Here is a 17,548-nt window from a genome sequence, read left to right as displayed (position 1 = left end):
AGGGATAACCCATAAAGATGTTATGGTTTATTGGTTGAAAATATAGAAAGCAGGCGGAGAAGTAAAGTATTCAACGAGTATATGACTAATGACCCATGAATATCCGGGTCATTATATTTTACGGATTAAGCCTGGATATATTCATGCTCTGGATTATTAAGTAAAGCTAACATGTTCGCCAGTAATCGTGGACGCACGTTATCAGTTGTCGCTTCGCTATCCCATTGAGATATTTTGGCCATTTCCATTCCCGCATATCCACAAGGATTGATACGTAAGAAAGGCGAGAGATCCATGTTTACGTTAAGGGCCAGACCATGAAATGAACAGCCGCGACGGATGCGTAAACCCAATGAGCAAATTTTCTTTTCGCCAACATATACACCGGGCGCATCGGCACGCGGATGCGCGTCGATATTCAGCTCTGCAAGGGTATTCACGACAGTTTGTTCCAGCAACGTGACCAGCTCACGTACGCCCAGCTTACGGCGTTTAAGATCCAACAGGACATACATCACCTGCTGGCCAGGGCCGTGGTAAGTGACTTGCCCGCCGCGATCGCTCTGGATTACGGGAATATCTCCCGGCATTAATACGTGCTCCGCTTTACCAGCCTGACCCTGCGTGAAGACAGGATGGTGTTCAACCAGCCAAATTTCATCATTGCTGTTTTCATCGCGGGTATCGGTGAATTCGTGCATAGCCTGGGAAACGGGCTCGTAAGGCTGAAGGCCGAGCTGGCGGACAAGAATTTTATCCTGATACAAAACGGCATCTCCGTAGAGAATGAATAAATGAGGGGGAAGAGTATAACACAGAGGGGAACGCTGTTACCCGGACGATGCCGGGTAACCACGGTAATACGACTTACAGCACCATACGAACGATGTCGATATTGCCTAATTCTTCATACAGTGTTTCTACTTGCTCAATGTGGGTGGCATTGATGGTGATGGAGACCGAGTGGTAATTGCCTTTGCTGCTTGGTTTTACCGTCGGGGAGTAATCACCTGGCGCATGGCGCTGTACCACTTCAACCACCTGATCAACCAGCTCAGGCAACGCCTGCCCCATTACTTTGTAAGTAAATGGTGTAGGGAATTCAAGCAGTTCGTTAAGTTTGGTTTTCATGTCAGCTCCGGCGTAACGTAAATAAATAATAACTCCCGCCAAAGGGCGGGAGTTTTACTGATGCTTAGTATATGGGGATGGAAATCACACTTTCAAGTGCTCAATTATTAACCAAACCAGTGATGGAACATTAACTTAATGTAATCAACGATTTTACCGAAGAAGTTACCTTCAGGAATTTCCTGCAACACCACCAGCGGGCGCTGTTCAATGGTTTTACCATCAAGCTGGAAGTTGATTGTGCCGACCACCTGGTTTTTCTGCAGCGGAGCATGTAATTCGGTCGTGTTCAGAACATAGCTGGCTTTCAGGTCTTTCATTCGGCCGCGTGGGATCGTCAGGTAGACGTCTTTATCTACACCTAACGAGGCACGATCGGTATCACCAAACCAGGCGGGTTCAGAAGCAAACTCTTTGCCGACTTTCAATGGGTTGACGGTTTCAAAGAACCGGAAGCCCCAGGTCAGCAGTTTTTTGCTTTCTGTTTCACGCCCTTTGTAAGTACGACCGCCCATCACTGCAGAAATCAAACGCATCTGGCCTTCGGTTGCAGAGGCGACAAGGTTATAACCTGCTTTGTCAGTATGGCCCGTTTTGATGCCGTCGACTTTCAGGCTGTTATCCCACAGCAGACCGTTACGGTTTAATTGACGGATACCGTTAAAGGTAAACTCTTTTTCCCGGTAGATAGAATATTCGTTAGGAACGTCGCGGATTAGGGCCTGACCAATTAGCGCCATGTCGCGCGCAGAGCTGTATTGACCGTCAGCATCAAGACCATGGACCGTCTGGAAATGGGTGTTTTGCAAGCCCAGAGCGCTAACGTAGCTGTTCATCAGGCCGACAAAGGCGTCCTGGCTTCCCGCGGCGAAATCAGCCATCGCGACGCAGGCATCGTTACCGGATTGCAGATTAATACCACGGATCAACTGTGAAACCGGAACCTGCATACCGGGTTTCAGGAACATCAGGGATGAACCTTTAAATACCGGGTTGCCTGTCGCCCAGGCGTCGTTACCGACAGTCACCAGATCCGTTTCTTTAAATTTCCCGGCTTTCATTGCCTGGCCGATGACATAGCTGGTCATCATCTTCGTCAGGCTTGCCGGGTCGCGGCGCATGTCAGCGTTCTGCTCTGCCAGGACTTTTCCGGAATTGTAATCGATCAGGATGTATGACTCCGCATCGATCTGCGGAACACCCGGGATCATGGTTTTAATATTCAGGTCATCGGCATGCACAGCGGAAATGGAGGCTGCGCAAAGAGCCGTGGTGAGCGCCATGCGCTGCAGGAAACGAGCGGAAAAAGTGGTCTTCATGGTCTGAACTACGACATCCGTGATGAAATTAAAAAAAGTGCCCTACTATAGCAAATGCTATACCCGCAGGCATCTGACTTTCGGCATGACTTTGTTAGCGTCATTGACAGAACTGACTGTTCAGATGCCTGCTTTACAGCGCTACGCGCCGGTAATAAAGGACTGTAATTGAGCTTCGGATTGCAAACGTTGTTGCAAAGTACTGGCTTCATTTTTACTGGCGAATGGCCCGAGTTGAATACGCCAGACGGCACCGTTTGCCACCACGCGGCCCGGCACACCAAACTGCTGGCTTAAGCGCTGTTGATACTGTTGCGCGCGAGCCTGATCGCTCACGGCGCCGACCTGAACCACAAAGCGGCCGCTGGTAGACGCCGATGAGACTGGCGTTACAGCCGCGCTTGTTGCGGGTGTGGTGATGGGGGGCGTCGTCGTGGCGGGCGCAGGTGCAGGCGTAGGTTCGCTACCTTCCAGTACGCCCGGCGCTAACGTGGTCGGCGCACCGAGGAAACCGCTGCTGCTGACTGGCGCACCTGCCGCGTCATCGCTTTTTAACGTCGAATTACTGATCGCGCGAACATCACCTTGTGGCTGTGTTGGTTCTGGAGCGGAAGACGCGCCTCCCATGCCGCCGCTAAGGTCAGGGCGAGAGGGCAGGGCGTAAGTTTGTTTCGCCACGGTCGTACACGCCATACCGGGGCCGGAGAGCGAGCCATCCTGAGCCACGATAATAGGGTCAATCCGCACTTTGGTATTGTTCGACGTGTTCAGTCGGTCAGCAGCGGCACGGGAGAGTGAAATCACCCGATCATTACCGTAAGGACCGCGATCGTTGATGCGAACGACAATCATGCGACCGTTAGCCAGGTTAGTGATTCGCACATAGCTGGGGATCGGCAACGTTGGGTGCGCTGCGGTAAGCTGCATAGGATCGAACGCTTCGCCTGAGGCGGTCAGGTTGCTGCCCGGTTCGGCATCATAAATAGCGGCGAGCCCAGCCTGGCTAAAGCGAGAAGGATCCTGCACGATTTTGTAGCTTTTACCGTCGCGCTGATAATCCTGATTTGCCGTTGGGTTGAGCGGTTCAAAACGCGGATCGGCCCCGCTGATTTCAACAACTGGCCCATTACATACCGCAGGCTGCGGTGCGACGGTCGTTTGTTGCTGACCATCATCACTCGTACATGCTGCGAGCAGCATAATTCCTGCTGCGACGCAGACTCCAGGCAACTGCTTACGCATTGCGTACCCCTTACACGCTTTTCGACAACATTTTTCTGTGGGTGTGGATCGACATAACAATCCCGAACCCGGCCATCAGCACTATCAGTGCGGAGCCACCATAACTGACCAGCGGGAGTGGAACTCCGACAACGGGCAGAATACCGCTCACCATACCAATATTTACGAAAACATAAACGAATAATATCAACATCAAACCGCCAGCCATGACCCGGCCAAAGGTGGTTTGCGCTCTGGCGGCAATCCACAACCCGCGCATGATCAGCAGAATGTATAGTGCCAGCAGAATTAAGATTCCGACCAGCCCGAGCTCTTCCGCCAGTACAGCGAAGATAAAGTCGGTATGGCGTTCGGGCAAGAATTCCAATTGCGATTGAGTACCGTGTAACCAGCCCTTACCGCGCAGCCCACCAGAGCCAATAGCAATTTTAGACTGGATAATGTGATAACCCGCGCCTAAAGGGTCGGTTTCCGGATCGAGAAGCATCATCACGCGTTGGCGCTGATAGTCATGCATCAGGAAGAACCACAAGATGGGAATAAACGCGGCGACCAGCACCACGGCAACACCAATCAGTCGCCAGCTCAGGCCGGAAAGGAAAAGCACAAACAGACCAGAAAGCGCGACCAGAATTGAGGTGCCAAGGTCGGGCTGTGCGGCAACCAGCAGCGTAGGCATGAAGATCAATACCAGCGCGATCGCCGTGTTCTTTAATGACGGCGGGCAGACATCACGGTTGATAAAACGCGCGACCATCAGGGGGACCGCTATTTTGGCAATCTCAGAGGGTTGAAAGCGTACGATGCCAAGATCAAGCCAGCGTTGCGCCCCTTTGGATATTGCGCCAAAGGCATCGACCGCCACCAACAAAATAATACAGAAAATATACAGGTAGGGCGCCCAGCCTTCGTAGACACGGGGAGGGATCTGCGCCATCACCACCATGACCACCAGACCCATGGCGATTTGCCCTATTTTTCGCTCCATCATGCCAATGTCCTGGCCGCTGGCGCTCCAGATAACCAGTGAGCTGTATACCAGCAGCGCTAACAGAATAAGCATCATAGTGGGATCGATATGAATCTTGTCCCAGAATGTTCGTTTGTTCGGATTATCCGTCATGATTATTGGTCCTCCGCCGCTGTAACCGCTGGGTTTTCCGCTGGCAAATTGGTGTTGTTGTCACCCAACATAATATGGTCGAGGATTTGACGCATGATTGTACCCACCGCCGGACCTGCACCGCCGTTTTCAAGGATCATGGCGACGGCAACCCGGGGATTGTTGTACGGTGCGAATGCCGTCATCAGTTTATGGTCACGTAAACGCTCGGCAATTTTGTGCGCATTGTAGGTTTCGTTGGCTTTCAGACCAAAGACCTGCGCGGTACCGGATTTTGCGGCAATTTTGTAAGGCGCGCTGGCAAAGTATTTATGCGCAGTACCGTTCCCACGGTTTGCCACGCCATACATCCCATCTTTAGCCAGTTCCCAGTAACCCGAATGGATATCGCCGACAGGTTTTTCTGGCGGTTGCTCCCAGGGAACCTGTTTACCATTTTCTGTCGTACTCATCAGGAGATGGGGAACCTTCACCACACCGTCGTTGATAAGGATCATCAGCGCTTTACTCATCTGGATTGGCGTCGCGGTCCAGTATCCCTGACCGATACCCACCGGAATGGTATCACCCTGATACCACGGCTTCTTAAAGCGCTTTTGCTTCCACTCGCGGGTAGGCATGTTGCCGGAACGCTCTTCGGCAAGGTCGATCCCGGTATAATGACCGTAACCAAACTTACTCATCCACTCGGAGAGGCGGTCTATCCCCATGTCATAGGCGATCTGATAGAAAAATGTATCCGCCGACTCTTCCAGTGATTTTGTGATGTTAAGGTGGCCATGACCCCATTTTTTCCAGTCGCGGTAGCGTTTCTCGGAACCTGGCAATTGCCACCAGCCTGGGTCAAACAGACCGGTATTGCGGTTGATCACGCCAGCGCTGAGCGCAGAGACAATCACATACGGTTTTACCGTTGAGGCGGGAGGATAAACGCCCTGAGTGGCGCGGTTAACCAGCGGGGTATTCGGATCGTTGAGCAAACCTGAATAATCTTTGCTGGAGATGCCATCGACAAAGAGATTAGGATCGTAACTTGGCATGGAGACCATCGCCAGTACGCCGCCCGTTCGGGGATCGGTCACCACGACAGCGGCACGACTGCCTGCCAGCAGCGTTTCGATATATTGTTGAAGTTTAAGATCCAACGTCAGGTAGATGTCATGCCCGGCCTGCGGCGGCACCTCTTTGAGCTGGCGGATCACGCGACCACGGTTGTTGACTTCAACTTCTTCGTAACCCGTCTGACCGTGAAGAACCTCTTCGTAATAACGCTCAATACCGAGCTTACCGATATCATGCGTTGCAGCATAGTTGGCCAGTTTACCGTCTTTATCAAGGCGCTCGACATCTTTGTCGTTAATCTTCGAGACGTAGCCAATGACGTGGGTCAGCGCAGAACCATACGGGTAGTAGCGACGTTTGTAGCCTTTAACTTCCACGCCGGGAAAACGGTACTGATTGACGGCAAAACGCGCCACCTGAACTTCTGTCAGGTTCGTTTTAACGGGAATAGAGGTAAAGCGGTGGGAGCGTGCGCGCTCTTTTTTGAAGGCTGCGACATCGTCATCGTTTAAATCGACGACATTACGCAGCGCATCCAGTGTTTCCTGAACGTTATCCACTTTTTCCGGCATCATTTCTATCTGATAAATGGTGCGGTTAAGGGCTAAGGGGATACCGTTACGGTCGTATATAATCCCGCGACTGGGGGCAATAGGCACCAGTTTTATACGGTTTTCATTTGAACGGGTCTGATAATCGGTAAAACGCACGATTTGCAGATTATAAAGGTTGGCGATGAGCACGCCGGTCAGCAGCAATATACCCAAAAAGGCAACCAGCGCCCGGCGCACAAACAGCGCGGACTCAGCCGTATAGTCGCGAAAAGAATTCTGTAGTTTCATCCGCTGCTTAATCTACTCAAGGCTTAAACGATCACTCACGGTGATAAGGGTGATTGGTGGTAATGCTCCACGCCCGGTACAGACTCTCTGCGACCAGCACCCGAACAAGAGGGTGGGGAAGCGTTAATGCAGAGAGGGACCAGCTTTGTTCTGCCGCCGCTTTACAGGCTGGCGATAATCCCTCCGGGCCGCCAATCAGCAGGCTAACGTCGCGACCATCCAGCTTCCAGCGTTCCAGTTCTGTCGCCAGTTGCGGTGTATCCCAGGGTTTGCCAGGGATATCAAGGGTGACGATGCGGTTTTTGCCTGCGGCGGCCAGCATCTGCTCACCCTCTTTATCGAGTATGCGTTTAATGTCCGCGTTCTTGCCGCGCTTTCCCGCTGGAATTTCTATCAGCTCAAAAGGCATGTCTTTTGGAAAACGCCGAAGGTACTCCGTAAACCCCGTTTGTACCCAGTCCGGCATTTTCGTTCCAACAGCGACAAGTTGAAGCTTCACGCATTAACTCCAGAGTTTTTCCAGTTCGTACAGACGACGGCTCTCTTCCTGCATGACATGAACGATGACATCGCCCAGGTCAACGACGATCCAGTCCGCGACGTTTTCACCTTCAACGCCGAGCGGCAGCATACCGGCAGCGCGAGATTCCTGTACCACGTGATCGGCGATGGACATAACATGACGGCTGGATGTACCGGTGCAGATAATCATGCAGTCGGTAATACTGGATTTACCCTGAACGTCTAAGGCGATGATGTCCTGACCTTTCAGGTCATCAATTTTGTCAATAACAAAATCCTGGAGTGCTTTACCCTGCAAGTTTTCCCCCTGGGTGTATGAATAGAGATAAAAAGGCCCGTTAGTATACCTGAACCAGAGGCGATGTCGGGACAAAAGTCACCGAACAGGCTTTAGAAAGTGGGCTATCATCCCACCCCACGCAACAGAATGCATCGCCATTTTTGTAAAACAATTTCTGCGAAGCTCTGAATGACGAAAAAAGTCTGGCTGCGGAGGATATCAGCCTGTCAGGGGGTGTCAATGATAGCGATGCCTCTGAGGTGAAAAAAGAGAGATTTACTCACCCTGCTTCCAGACTGCCCGACTGTTCAAAACCTTTAAGGTGGCAAAATCTTCACAGAAATCAATGGCGCTCCAGCAGCCCTGATCGACCCGAAAATGCCATATCGAGGTCGCGGGCATCGATAATAGCCGCGCAATCAGCAGGCTCAATACGCCCTGGTGGCTGACCACCAGTAGGTTATTATATTCTTTATAATCAGATAATTGTGCGATGAAACGTTCGATTCGCTGCGAAAATGCCTGGAAACCTTCGCCATTGGTGGGAATGGCGTTTTGCCAGTCTGCGCACCAGGCGGCGTAGCTTTCCGCGTCTTCACGTGCCAGATCGCGATGGTGTCGCATTTCCCAGTCGCCAAAAAATATCTCATTAAGCTCGGGTAAAATACGTACCGGAACGTCGCGTTCGTGCAGGACCAACCGCGCGGTGTGGCGGGCGCGCTCCAGTTCACTGCAAAACACTTTCTCGAAAGGCACATCACGCAGCAATGTATGCAACGTGCTGGCCTGCGCTATTCCTTTGTCTGTCAGTGGTGTGGGTGCATGGCCACTGTATAGCCCGGCTACGTTAGCTTCGGTTTCCCCATGACGTACTAACCAGAGTCGCATTTTTAACCTCTTGATACCTATTCACGCAAAACATGATATTCGCCCTGATTGCGTAAGGTTTTTTTCAATAAACTAGACGCTTTTAGCCGGAGCGGCACGATGTCTCTACTGAAGAGTGAACATGGCGGTAACACCCGGGAAGCCGCCGCATTGTTGGGCATCTTGCCTGAACAGCTGCTGGATTTTAGCGCAAATATCAATCCCCTGGGTATGCCTGAAAGCCTAAAACGCGCGATCATCGACAATCTTGCCAGTGCAGAGAAATATCCTGATGTGGAATATTTCAGTTTGCATCAGGCGCTGGCGCGTCATCACGGCATTCCTGCTGCGTGGATTCTGGCGGGCAATGGCGAAACGGAATCTATCTTTACGCTGGTGAAAGGACTCAAACCGCGCCACGCGATGATTGTGACCCCTGGATTTGCCGAATACCGTCGGGCGCTACAATGGGGGGATTGCCAGATTCATGAGTTTGCGCTTCGCGAAGCCGATGGCTGGCAGTTGACTGACGCGATCCTCGACGCATTGACGCCTGAACTGGATTGCCTCTTTCTTTGTACGCCCAACAACCCGACCGGGCTGCTGCCTGATCCCCATTTGATCTTGTCGATCGCCGAACGCTGTAAAGCGTTGGGGATCACCCTGATCCTGGACGAAGCGTTCATTGATTTTATTCCTGAGCAACAGGGATTTATTCCGCTGCTGGAAAAACATCCGCATATCTGGGTACTACGCTCGCTCACCAAATTTTACGCCATACCGGGCCTGCGTCTGGGGTATCTGGTCAACAGCGACGAAAGTGCCGTGGCGAAGATGCGTCATCAGCAAATGCCGTGGACTATCAATGCGTTTGCGGCGCTTGCCGGAGAGATTATTTTGCAGGATACCGCTTATCAGCAGGCGACATGGAAGTGGCTGGCACAAGAGGGGCAGCGATTTTATGCGCTTTTACAAGCATTACCGGGACTGACGGTGTATCCCGGTCAGGCAAATTATCTTCTGTTACGGTGTGATCGAAAGGACATTGATTTACAACAGGCTTTGCTGGAGCAACATATTTTGATTCGCAGTTGCGCCAACTATCCGGGGCTTGATGCCCGTTTTTATCGGGTGGCGATTCGTAGCTGCGAGGAGAATAATCGGGTACTCACTGCGCTTAGCTGCGTGTTTAGCGATACAGCCCCTGCTGATTGATGTAGTTCAGCACCGACTCTGGCATCAGATCATCGCAGGACTCACCTTTTTCCAGACGTTCGCGAATTAATGTTGCGGAGATATTGAACCATGGCGTTTCTGCCAGATAGATTTTGCCCGCAGGTTGCTGGTGTAAATCGTCTGGCACTGACGTCAGATGGCGTTCCAGCCATTGTTGATGTTGCTCATTCGCCATCTGTAGCGGGTATCCCGGACGCCGGCAGACGATCAAATGAGTATTGTCCAGAATGGTTTCATAGTCATACCACGAGGGAAAGGTGAGCAGTGAGTCCTGGCCGATGATAAAGGCCAGAGGGCATTCAGGGCCCTGCTCAATCCGCCACTCGCGCAGCGTTTGCGCGGTGTAAGAGGCGGTGGGGCGCTTCAGTTCACGCTCATCCAGTGCAAATAACGGTTTGTCGGCGATAGCCAGTTCAAGCATGTGCTTGCGTTGGATTGCAGAGGCTTCTGGTTGCGGGCGATGTGGCGGCACGTTGTTGGGCATAACAATGACACGGGATAAGCCGATCAAATTGGCCAGTGTCTCTACGGGTTTAAGATGACCATAATGCACCGGATCAAAGGTGCCGCCAAACAGAGCCTGCAGTGATTTCATATCAACCATCAATAAATACATCGGCCAGTGCTTTATGACAGAGCAGGAGAGAGAGTCCCTCCAGCTCAGCCCACACCGACTGACCATAATCTTGTTTAAGCGTAATTTCTGTACGTGTCAGTAACTGTACCGCCTGGCGGAGTTGCGTCTGGCTCAGGCGATTCAGCGCATCGCCAATCATGCCCCGGCGATTTTGCCATACCCGATGCTTATCAAATAAGGCGCGTAGCGGCGTATGCGCAGATTGTCGTTTCAGGTTAACCAGTAACAGTAACTCACGCTGTATTGTGCGTAGCAGAATCACGGGTTCGCTGCCTTCGAGCCGTAGCTGCTGCAAGATATGCAGTGCGCGTTTGCTTTTGCCCATCAGCAAGGCGTCCACCCAATGGAAAGGGGTAAAATGGGCAGCATCGTTAACGGCTTGCTCCACGCGCGGCAGCGTGAGTTTCCCGTCGGGCCACAACAATGACAGACGTTCCAGTGCCTGCGCCAGCGCCAACAGATTACCTTCGTAGCAGTAACACAACAGTTGGTTTGCCGCGTCATCCAGTTGTAGACCATTTTGCTTTGCCCGGGCGGCAACCCAGCGCGGAAGCTGGGCTTGCTCCGGCGTCTGGCAACTGACTTGCACGCCTGTCGCTGCCAGCGCGGTATACCATGTTGCATTTTCCTGGGCTTTGGTAAGTTTATTGCCCCGAACGATCAGCAGGAGATCGTCATGCAGCAGAGTCGTTAGCGTCGCGAGTTGCTCGTTGATGGCGGCGTTGGGGCCATTCTCGGGGAGCAGTAAAAGGAGTGTTTGCCGACTGGCAAACAGACTCATGGCCTGACATAACGAGAAAAGTGAATCCCAGTCGGTACTGGTATCGATCGTGAAGGTGTGGTGTTCTTCAAATCCTTTTCCGGCAGCAACCTGACGGATAGCATCCTGGCTTTCCTGCAACAGAAGCGGGTCGTTGCCCAGTAATAAATACGCCGCGCGCAGCCCTTCGTTGAGCTGTGCGCGGAGTTGTTCAGGGTACAACTTAAGCATCAGTTACCCAGCGTGGTAGTGACGCGTGACGATGAGGTTGCCGGAGCGACGGTTGAACTCTCAACAGTCTTGTCGTCTTCTTTGGATGACTGAACATCAGCAACATGAACGCTTGGCAGTTTACGAATCAGTTGTTCGGCAGCCTTGTCGTACATCTCTTTGATGATCATCTCCTCTTCGTTATCCTTCGCCAGCGCCATCTGAGAGTTATCGAAGAACGAGCGATATACCTTCACGCTGATAGGATAAATGTCATTCCCGGGAACCAATACGCTGGCGTTAACGGTCATTACCATTTGATACTCCGCCGTTTGACCATCCCGGAAAACAGAGGCTGTATCTTTTGCGATACTCACCCGGCCCAGGCGCAACGACGGAACATCCTGACGCATCGTATCTTTATCAAGCAATTCGATATCATTCAGACGTAACTGATTACGCACCGCACGGCTTAACGGACCGTTTGGATCGCCTGAGTCCAGAATCATGGTTTTCATCGTGGTTGGTACCTGCGTGGTATTACGCAGGTGCCAGCCACATCCGGCGGTGGCCAGCACCGCCAGAGATAACACCAATGTTGTCAGAAATCGCACGCTTCCTCCCGCGCTTAGCCAACGACCAGATTGAGAAGTTTACCCGGAACGTAAATCACTTTACGTACGGTAACCCCATCAAGATATTTTGCCACCAGATGTTCCTGGCCAGCACGTTCGCGAACCTGTTCTTCAGTTGCATTCACCGGAACGGTGATTTTGCCACGGACTTTGCCATTGACCTGAACCACAACCAGCGTGGAGTCTTCAACCATAGCGCTTTCGTCAGCCACTGGCCACGGAGCGTTATCGATATCGCCTTCGCCTTTCAGCGCCTGCCACAAGGTAAAGCTTGCATGCGGTGTGAACGGGTTGAGCATACGGACAACCGCCAGCAGCGCTTCCTGCATCAGGGCACGGTCTTGCTCGCTTTCTGTCGGTGCTTTCGCCAGTTTGTTCATCAACTCCATAATCGCTGCAATCGCGGTGTTGAAGGTCTGACGACGACCAATATCATCGGTCACTTTCGCAATGGTTTTATGCACGTCACGGCGCAGCGCTTTTTGATCTTCACTCAGACTGCCGACATTCAGTGCAACAACATCGCCCTGAGAGGTATGTTCGTAAACCAGTTTCCAGACACGTTTCAGGAAGCGGTTTGCGCCTTCAACACCGGATTCCTGCCACTCCAGCGTCATATCAGCCGGGGACGCAAACATCATAAACAGACGCACAGTGTCCGCGCCGTAACGTTCAACCATCACCTGCGGGTCGATACCGTTATTCTTGGACTTGGACATTTTGCTCATGCCGGTATACACCAGCTCATGACCCGCAGCATCTTTGGCTTTAACAATACGACCTTTTTCGTCACGCTCAACGATAGCATCAACCGGAGAAACCCAGTTACGCTCGCCGTTCTCGCCAACATAGTAGAAGGCGTCTGCCAGCACCATCCCCTGACACAGCAACTGCTTAGCCGGTTCGTCAGAGTTGACCATCCCTGCATCGCGCATCAGCTTGTGGAAGAAGCGGAAATAGAGCAGGTGCATGATGGCGTGTTCAATACCACCGATGTAGATGTCGACCGGCAGCCAGTAGTTTGCCGCTTCCGGATCCAGCATCCCGTCGTTGTACTGCGGACAGGTGTAGCGCGCGTAGTACCAGGAGGACTCCATAAAGGTGTCGAAGGTGTCCGTTTCGCGCAGCGCTGGCTGACCGTTAACGGTGGTTTTTGCCCACTCAGGGTCGGCTTTGATCGGGCTGGTGATACCGTCCATTACCACATCTTCTGGCAGAATCACTGGCAGTTGATCTTCCGGGGTCGGCAGTACAGTACCGTCTTCCAGTGTCACCATTGGGATCGGTGCACCCCAGTAACGCTGACGGGAAACGCCCCAGTCGCGCAGACGGTAGTTAACTTTACGCTCACCCATGCCTATCGCCGTCAATTTGTCGGCGATAGCATTGAAACCTTCTTCAAAACTCAGGCCGCTGAATTCACCAGAGTTAAACAAAACGCCTTTCTCGGTCAGCGCTTGCTCAGACAGGTCCGGTTCGGAACCATCAGCCGCCAGGATAACCGGTTTGATATTCAGACCGTATTTTGATGCAAACTCGTAATCGCGCTGGTCGTGACCAGGAACCGCCATCACGGCGCCAGTACCGTATTCCATCAGGACAAAGTTTGCCGCCCATACCGGGATCTCTTCACCCGTTAACGGATGAACCGCTTTAAAGCCAGTATCAACGCCTTTCTTCTCCATGGTCGCCATATCTGCTTCGGCAAGTTTGGTATTACGGCATTCGTCGATAAAGGACGCCAGTTGTGGGTTATTCTCGGCCGCTTTCTGCGCCAGTGGGTGACCTGCAGCAACCGCCAGATACGTCGCGCCCATAAAGGTGTCTGGACGGGTGGTATAAACGGTCAGTGTGTTGTCATAGCCTGTCACGTTGAAGGTGATTTCTACGCCTTCAGAGCGACCAATCCAGTTACGCTGCATGGTCTTAACGGTATCTGGCCAGTGATCCAGGTTGTCCAGATCGCGCAGCAGTTCGTCGGCGTAAGCGGTGATTTTAATAAACCACTGCGGGATCTCTTTACGCTCAACTTTGGTGTCACAGCGCCAGCAGCAGCCGTCGATCACCTGTTCGTTCGCCAGTACGGTCTGGTCGTTAGGGCACCAGTTCACCGCCGACGTTTTCTTATACACCAGCCCTTTTTTGTACAGCTCGGTGAAGAATTTTTGCTCCCAACGGTAGTATTCCGGGGTGCAGGTCGCCAGTTCACGGCTCCAGTCATAGCCGAAGCCCAGCATTTTGAGCTGGTTTTTCATGTAGGCGATGTTGTCATACGTCCACGGGGCCGGGGCGGTGTTATTTTTTACCGCCGCGCCTTCTGCAGGCAGACCGAACGCATCCCAGCCGATAGGCTGCAGGACGTTTTTGCCCAGCATGCGCTGGTAACGGGCGATCACGTCACCAATGGTGTAGTTACGTACGTGGCCCATGTGTAGTCGACCAGAAGGATAGGGAAGCATAGACAGGCAGTAATACTTCTCTTTGCTCTCGTCTTCGGTTACTTCAAATGTGCGCTTCTCATCCCAGTGAAGCTGTACTTTGGATTCTATCTCTTCCGGGCGGTATTGCTCTTGCATGGCAGCCAGTGGTCCTGTTTTCAATACAGCTACAAACGTAGCCTTAGAGGTGGTGTTTCAGATCCGCATAGCATAGCCCAAACGCCCGCGTCAAAACAGCCTTTCGCGCATTCTGCTCTGAATTCCCGTAAGGATAATTCTTGCACGAATTTACATACTCTGTGGGCACTCTTGCAGAGTGAAGCACAAATAACGTCTATTATTATAGACAGTTAACGACCCAGGAGGCGAAGTGATGAACAAGGTTGCTCAATATTACCGTGAACTGGTGGCGTCATTAAGCGAACGCTTGCGAAATGGCGAACGAGATATTGACGCGTTGGTAGCACAGGCGCGCCAACGTGTTTTGCAGGCAGGGGAGTTAACACGAACGGAGGTGGACGAACTCACGCGTGCGGTCAGACGAGACCTGGAAGAGTTCGCCATGAGTTACGAGGAGAGCCAGAGCGAGGAAACCGACAGCGTTTTTATGCGGGTTATCAAAGAGAGCATCTGGCAGGAACTGGCCGATATTACCGACAAAACGCAGCTTGAATGGCGTGAAGTTTTTCAGGATTTGAGTCACCACGGCGTCTATCACAGCGGAGAGGTGGTGGGGCTTGGCAATCTGGTCTGTGAAAAATGCCATTTCCATTTAGCGGTCTACACCCCGGATGTGCTGCCGCTGTGTCCGAAATGTGGTCACGACCAGTTCCAGCGTAGACCGTTTGAGCCGTAATGCATTGTGCCGGATGGCGACGCTGACGCGTCTTATCCGGCCTACAAATGAACTGTTGCGTAGGCCGGATAAGCGTTAGCGCCATCCGGCATCGTTCAGGCGTAAAAAGTGAACCTCTCTGCCAGCAAGATTAATGCAGGATTTTGGCGAGGAAATCTTTGGCGCGTTCTGATTTCGGGTTGGCGAAGAAGGCCTCTTTTTCCGAGTCTTCGACGATTTTGCCTTCATCCATAAAGATGACCCGATTGGCCACTTTGCGGGCAAATCCCATCTCGTGAGTCACCACCATCATGGTCATGCCTTCATGTGCCAGCTCTACCATGACATCCAGCACTTCATTGATCATTTCCGGATCGAGTGCGGAAGTCGGCTCATCAAACAACATCGCGATGGGATCCATACACAAGGCACGGGCGATCGCCACACGCTGCTGCTGCCCCCCGGAAAGCTGCGCCGGAAACTTATCGGCATGTGCAGAAAGACCCACACGTTCAAGTAGTTTCAGCGCCTTTTTGCGGGCCGGTTCTTTCTCGCGCTTGAGGACTTTGACTTGCGCCAGCGTCAGGTTTTCAATGATGGACAGGTGCGGGAACAGTTCAAAGTGCTGGAAAACCATCCCTACACGAGAGCGTAGTTTCGCCAGATCCGTTTTTTTATCGTTAACGACGGTGCCGTCTACGGTAATTTCCCCCTGTTGAACAGGCTCCAGCCCATTTACCGTTTTGATCAGCGTCGATTTGCCGGAACCCGAAGGGCCGCACACGACCACCACTTCCCCTTTTTGCACTTCGGTAGAGCAGTCGGTCAGCACCTGAAAGTGACCATACCATTTAGAAACATTTTTCAGGGTAATCATTAAACTGTCCTTTTCTTCAGATAGCTGACCAACAACGACGCGCTCAGGCTAATCACAAAATAGACGGCGCCCGCGAACAGGATCATTTCGACCTGCGTACCGTCGCGTTCGCCAATGGTAGAGGCGGTACGGAAGAAGTCCGCCAGACTCAATACGTAGACCAGGGAGGTATCCTGGAAGAGCACAATCCCCTGGGTGAGCAGCAATGGCACCATCGCGCGAAACGCCTGCGGCAGTATGATCAGTTTCATCGACTGCCAGTGCGTCATTCCTAATGCCAGTGCCGCACTGGACTGACCGCGTGAAATACTCTGGATACCAGCACGGATAATCTCTGAATAATATGCCGCTTCAAACATGGAAAACGCGACCATCGCTGAAATCAGCCGAATATCGGCTTTCGGCGAGAGCCCAAGAACATCCTGTAGCAGCCCCGGTACAATCAGGTAAAACCACAGCAGAACCATCACCAGTGGGATGGAGCGGAATACGTTGACGTAGGCTTTGGCAAACCAGGCAACAGGCGCAAAGCTGGAAAGTCGCATTACCGCGAGCACGGTTCCCCAGACAATCCCGATGATAACGGCAGTCACGGTAATTTTCAGGGTAATGACCAGTCCTTCCAGCAGATAAGGCATGGAGGGAACAATGGAACTCCAGTCAAACTCGTACATTATTTGCCTCCTATATTGCCAGGCAGGCGGATTTTGCGTTCCACCAGATTCATCACCAGCATGATGAAGGCGTTAATCAATACATACGCCAGCGTAATGGCGGTAAACGATTCCCAGGCGTGAGCGGAGTAATCCAGCAGTTTACCCGCCTGGGCGGCCATATCCACCAGACCAATCGTGGAGGCGATGGCTGAGTTTTTCACCAGGTTCATCATTTCTGACGTCATTGGCGGCACAATCACGCGATACGCATTCGGCAGCAAAACATAGCGATACGCCTGCGGCAGTGTCAGGCCCATGGCCAGCGCAGCATTTTTTTGCCCGCGCGGCAGTGACTGGATAGCGGCACGAACCTGTTCGCAAACACGTGCGGCAGTAAACAACCCCAGGCAAAACAGGGAAGAGAGAAAGAATTGAATGTTGGGGTCCAGCTCAGACTTGAACCACATGCCGATATTTTCGGGCAGCAGTTCAGGGATCACCAGATACCAGGTAAAAAATTGAACAATCAGCGGAACGTTACGAAACAGTTCTACATACAGCGTGCCGAGGCTGGAGAGGAAGCGGTTAGGAACGGTGCGCAGGATACCGAATAAGGATCCGACCAGGAAAGCAATAATCCAGGCGCTAATGGATAACGCGACGGTGACCTGAAAGCCGCTCCAGAGCCAGCCGAGATAGGTGGTGTTGCCGAACGGGGCTTGTTGTAAAAAAATTCCCCAGTTCCAGTCTATAGACATAAATCTACTCCTGAAAAAAAAGGGTAGCAGCGCTACCCTCGAAGATTGTTGCTCAGCGATTTGCGGTTTTCAGGCCAGGTGGGGAACGACCACCTGACATATAGTCTGTCCGTGCTGA

The 17,548-nt window shown here is 52.2% G+C and carries 18 protein-coding genes; 2 read left to right on the top strand and 16 right to left on the bottom strand.

Annotated features, from left to right (window positions below; all coding sequences use genetic code 11):
- Positions 1 to 125 precede the first annotated feature (125 nt).
- The 9 genes from lipB to NNO04_RS04545 all read right to left on the bottom strand — a co-directional run bounded on the left by lipB (position 126) and on the right by NNO04_RS04545 (position 8,409).
- Positions 126 to 767: a lipoyl(octanoyl) transferase LipB gene (gene lipB / locus NNO04_RS04585; RefSeq protein ID WP_271443666.1), complete on the bottom strand. Its 642-nt coding sequence runs from the start codon at positions 765 to 767 to the stop codon at positions 126 to 128.
- A gap of 100 nt (positions 768 to 867) precedes the next feature.
- The gene (gene ybeD / locus NNO04_RS04580) at positions 868 to 1,131 is read right to left on the bottom strand and encodes a DUF493 family protein YbeD (RefSeq protein WP_000850547.1); all 264 of its coding nucleotides are present in this window, start codon (positions 1,129 to 1,131) and stop codon (positions 868 to 870) included.
- A gap of 107 nt (positions 1,132 to 1,238) precedes the next feature.
- Positions 1,239 to 2,450, bottom strand: a complete 1,212-nt coding sequence (gene dacA, locus NNO04_RS04575; protein ID WP_192611535.1) for a D-alanyl-D-alanine carboxypeptidase DacA — start codon at positions 2,448 to 2,450, stop codon at positions 1,239 to 1,241.
- 141 nt (positions 2,451 to 2,591) lie between these two features.
- Positions 2,592 to 3,692: an endolytic peptidoglycan transglycosylase RlpA gene (gene rlpA / locus NNO04_RS04570; protein WP_271443665.1), complete on the bottom strand. Its 1,101-nt coding sequence runs from the start codon at positions 3,690 to 3,692 to the stop codon at positions 2,592 to 2,594.
- 10 nt (positions 3,693 to 3,702) lie between these two features.
- Complete coding sequence (mrdB, locus tag NNO04_RS04565) at positions 3,703 to 4,815, bottom strand: peptidoglycan glycosyltransferase MrdB (protein WP_162382578.1); 1,113 nt, start codon at positions 4,813 to 4,815, stop codon at positions 3,703 to 3,705.
- A 2-nt stretch (positions 4,816 to 4,817) separates the two neighbouring features.
- Positions 4,818 to 6,719 (bottom strand): peptidoglycan DD-transpeptidase MrdA, encoded by a 1,902-nt coding sequence (mrdA, locus tag NNO04_RS04560; protein WP_271443664.1) that lies wholly within the window; start codon positions 6,717 to 6,719, stop codon positions 4,818 to 4,820.
- A gap of 31 nt (positions 6,720 to 6,750) precedes the next feature.
- Positions 6,751 to 7,218: a 23S rRNA (pseudouridine(1915)-N(3))-methyltransferase RlmH gene (gene rlmH / locus NNO04_RS04555; RefSeq protein ID WP_003022725.1), complete on the bottom strand. Its 468-nt coding sequence runs from the start codon at positions 7,216 to 7,218 to the stop codon at positions 6,751 to 6,753.
- A gap of 3 nt (positions 7,219 to 7,221) precedes the next feature.
- A complete protein-coding gene (gene rsfS, locus NNO04_RS04550; RefSeq protein WP_162382576.1) occupies positions 7,222 to 7,539 on the bottom strand; it encodes a ribosome silencing factor in 318 nt (105 codons plus the stop codon).
- 258 nt (positions 7,540 to 7,797) lie between these two features.
- Complete coding sequence (locus NNO04_RS04545; protein ID WP_271443663.1) at positions 7,798 to 8,409, bottom strand: adenosylcobalamin/alpha-ribazole phosphatase; 612 nt, start codon at positions 8,407 to 8,409, stop codon at positions 7,798 to 7,800.
- A gap of 99 nt (positions 8,410 to 8,508) precedes the next feature.
- Here NNO04_RS04545 and cobD point away from each other — a divergent pair, with 99 nt between their 5' ends.
- A complete protein-coding gene (gene cobD, locus NNO04_RS04540; protein ID WP_271443662.1) occupies positions 8,509 to 9,603 on the top strand; it encodes a threonine-phosphate decarboxylase CobD in 1,095 nt (364 codons plus the stop codon).
- Here the strand turns inward: cobD and nadD are convergent.
- The 4 genes from nadD to leuS are packed head-to-tail and all read right to left on the bottom strand — an operon-like array spanning position 9,578 to position 14,442.
- A complete protein-coding gene (gene nadD / locus NNO04_RS04535; RefSeq protein WP_271443661.1) occupies positions 9,578 to 10,219 on the bottom strand; it encodes a nicotinate-nucleotide adenylyltransferase in 642 nt (213 codons plus the stop codon). The two genes, cobD and nadD, sit on opposite strands and share 26 nt — an antisense overlap.
- A 1-nt stretch (position 10,220) precedes the next feature.
- A complete protein-coding gene (gene holA / locus NNO04_RS04530; RefSeq protein WP_271443660.1) occupies positions 10,221 to 11,252 on the bottom strand; it encodes a DNA polymerase III subunit delta in 1,032 nt (343 codons plus the stop codon).
- Positions 11,252 to 11,845, bottom strand: a complete 594-nt coding sequence (lptE, locus tag NNO04_RS04525) for an LPS assembly lipoprotein LptE (protein WP_271443659.1) — start codon at positions 11,843 to 11,845, stop codon at positions 11,252 to 11,254. The genes holA and lptE overlap by 1 nt, the downstream gene beginning before the upstream one ends.
- A gap of 14 nt (positions 11,846 to 11,859) precedes the next feature.
- The gene (gene leuS, locus NNO04_RS04520) at positions 11,860 to 14,442 is read right to left on the bottom strand and encodes a leucine--tRNA ligase (RefSeq protein ID WP_271443658.1); all 2,583 of its coding nucleotides are present in this window, start codon (positions 14,440 to 14,442) and stop codon (positions 11,860 to 11,862) included.
- Positions 14,443 to 14,677: 235 nt separating this feature from the next.
- Here leuS and NNO04_RS04515 point away from each other — a divergent pair, with 235 nt between their 5' ends.
- Positions 14,678 to 15,160, top strand: coding sequence for a zinc ribbon-containing protein (locus tag NNO04_RS04515; protein WP_162382569.1), 483 nt, complete (start codon positions 14,678 to 14,680; stop codon positions 15,158 to 15,160).
- 130 nt (positions 15,161 to 15,290) lie between these two features.
- Here the strand turns inward: NNO04_RS04515 and gltL are convergent, their stop codons facing one another.
- The 3 genes from gltL to gltJ are packed head-to-tail and all read right to left on the bottom strand — an operon-like array spanning position 15,291 to position 17,430.
- Positions 15,291 to 16,016, bottom strand: a complete 726-nt coding sequence (gene gltL / locus NNO04_RS04510; RefSeq protein WP_162382568.1) for a glutamate/aspartate ABC transporter ATP-binding protein GltL — start codon at positions 16,014 to 16,016, stop codon at positions 15,291 to 15,293.
- Positions 16,016 to 16,690 (bottom strand): glutamate/aspartate ABC transporter permease GltK, encoded by a 675-nt coding sequence (gene gltK, locus NNO04_RS04505; RefSeq protein ID WP_271443657.1) that lies wholly within the window; start codon positions 16,688 to 16,690, stop codon positions 16,016 to 16,018. Before gltK ends, gltL begins: the two co-directional genes overlap by 1 nt.
- Complete coding sequence (gene gltJ / locus NNO04_RS04500; protein WP_271443656.1) at positions 16,690 to 17,430, bottom strand: glutamate/aspartate ABC transporter permease GltJ; 741 nt, start codon at positions 17,428 to 17,430, stop codon at positions 16,690 to 16,692. The genes gltK and gltJ overlap by 1 nt, the downstream gene beginning before the upstream one ends.
- Positions 17,431 to 17,548: the final 118 nt, after the last annotated feature.

The sequence above is a fragment of the Citrobacter sp. Awk 4 genome (genome assembly GCF_028069725.1).
Lineage (GTDB): Bacteria > Pseudomonadota > Gammaproteobacteria > Enterobacterales > Enterobacteriaceae > Citrobacter_D.
Note: the sequence above shows the minus strand (reverse complement) of the source record. Positions and strands in the feature narration are given on the sequence as shown.

What these genes read in the sequence shown, in the direction of transcription:
- gltK (WP_271443657.1), bottom strand. Translation starts at nt 16,690, where the DNA reads ATGTACGAGTTTGACTGGAGTTCCATTGTTCCCTCCATGCCTTATCTG.
- gltJ (WP_271443656.1), bottom strand. Translation starts at nt 17,430, where the DNA reads ATGTCTATAGACTGGAACTGGGGAATTTTTTTACAACAAGCCCCGTTC.
- leuS (WP_271443658.1), bottom strand. Translation starts at nt 14,442, where the DNA reads ATGCAAGAGCAATACCGCCCGGAAGAGATAGAATCCAAAGTACAGCTT.
- dacA (WP_192611535.1), bottom strand. Translation starts at nt 2,450, where the DNA reads ATGAAGACCACTTTTTCCGCTCGTTTCCTGCAGCGCATGGCGCTCACC.
- gltL (WP_162382568.1), bottom strand. Translation starts at nt 16,016, where the DNA reads ATGATTACCCTGAAAAATGTTTCTAAATGGTATGGTCACTTTCAGGTG.
- nadD (WP_271443661.1), bottom strand. Translation starts at nt 10,219, where the DNA reads ATGAAATCACTGCAGGCTCTGTTTGGCGGCACCTTTGATCCGGTGCAT.
- NNO04_RS04545 (WP_271443663.1), bottom strand. Translation starts at nt 8,409, where the DNA reads ATGCGACTCTGGTTAGTACGTCATGGGGAAACCGAAGCTAACGTAGCC.
- NNO04_RS04515 (WP_162382569.1), top strand. Translation starts at nt 14,678, where the DNA reads ATGAACAAGGTTGCTCAATATTACCGTGAACTGGTGGCGTCATTAAGC.
- ybeD (WP_000850547.1), bottom strand. Translation starts at nt 1,131, where the DNA reads ATGAAAACCAAACTTAACGAACTGCTTGAATTCCCTACACCATTTACT.
- cobD (WP_271443662.1), top strand. Translation starts at nt 8,509, where the DNA reads ATGTCTCTACTGAAGAGTGAACATGGCGGTAACACCCGGGAAGCCGCC.
- holA (WP_271443660.1), bottom strand. Translation starts at nt 11,252, where the DNA reads ATGCTTAAGTTGTACCCTGAACAACTCCGCGCACAGCTCAACGAAGGG.
- rlpA (WP_271443665.1), bottom strand. Translation starts at nt 3,692, where the DNA reads ATGCGTAAGCAGTTGCCTGGAGTCTGCGTCGCAGCAGGAATTATGCTG.
- mrdB (WP_162382578.1), bottom strand. Translation starts at nt 4,815, where the DNA reads ATGACGGATAATCCGAACAAACGAACATTCTGGGACAAGATTCATATC.
- mrdA (WP_271443664.1), bottom strand. Translation starts at nt 6,719, where the DNA reads ATGAAACTACAGAATTCTTTTCGCGACTATACGGCTGAGTCCGCGCTG.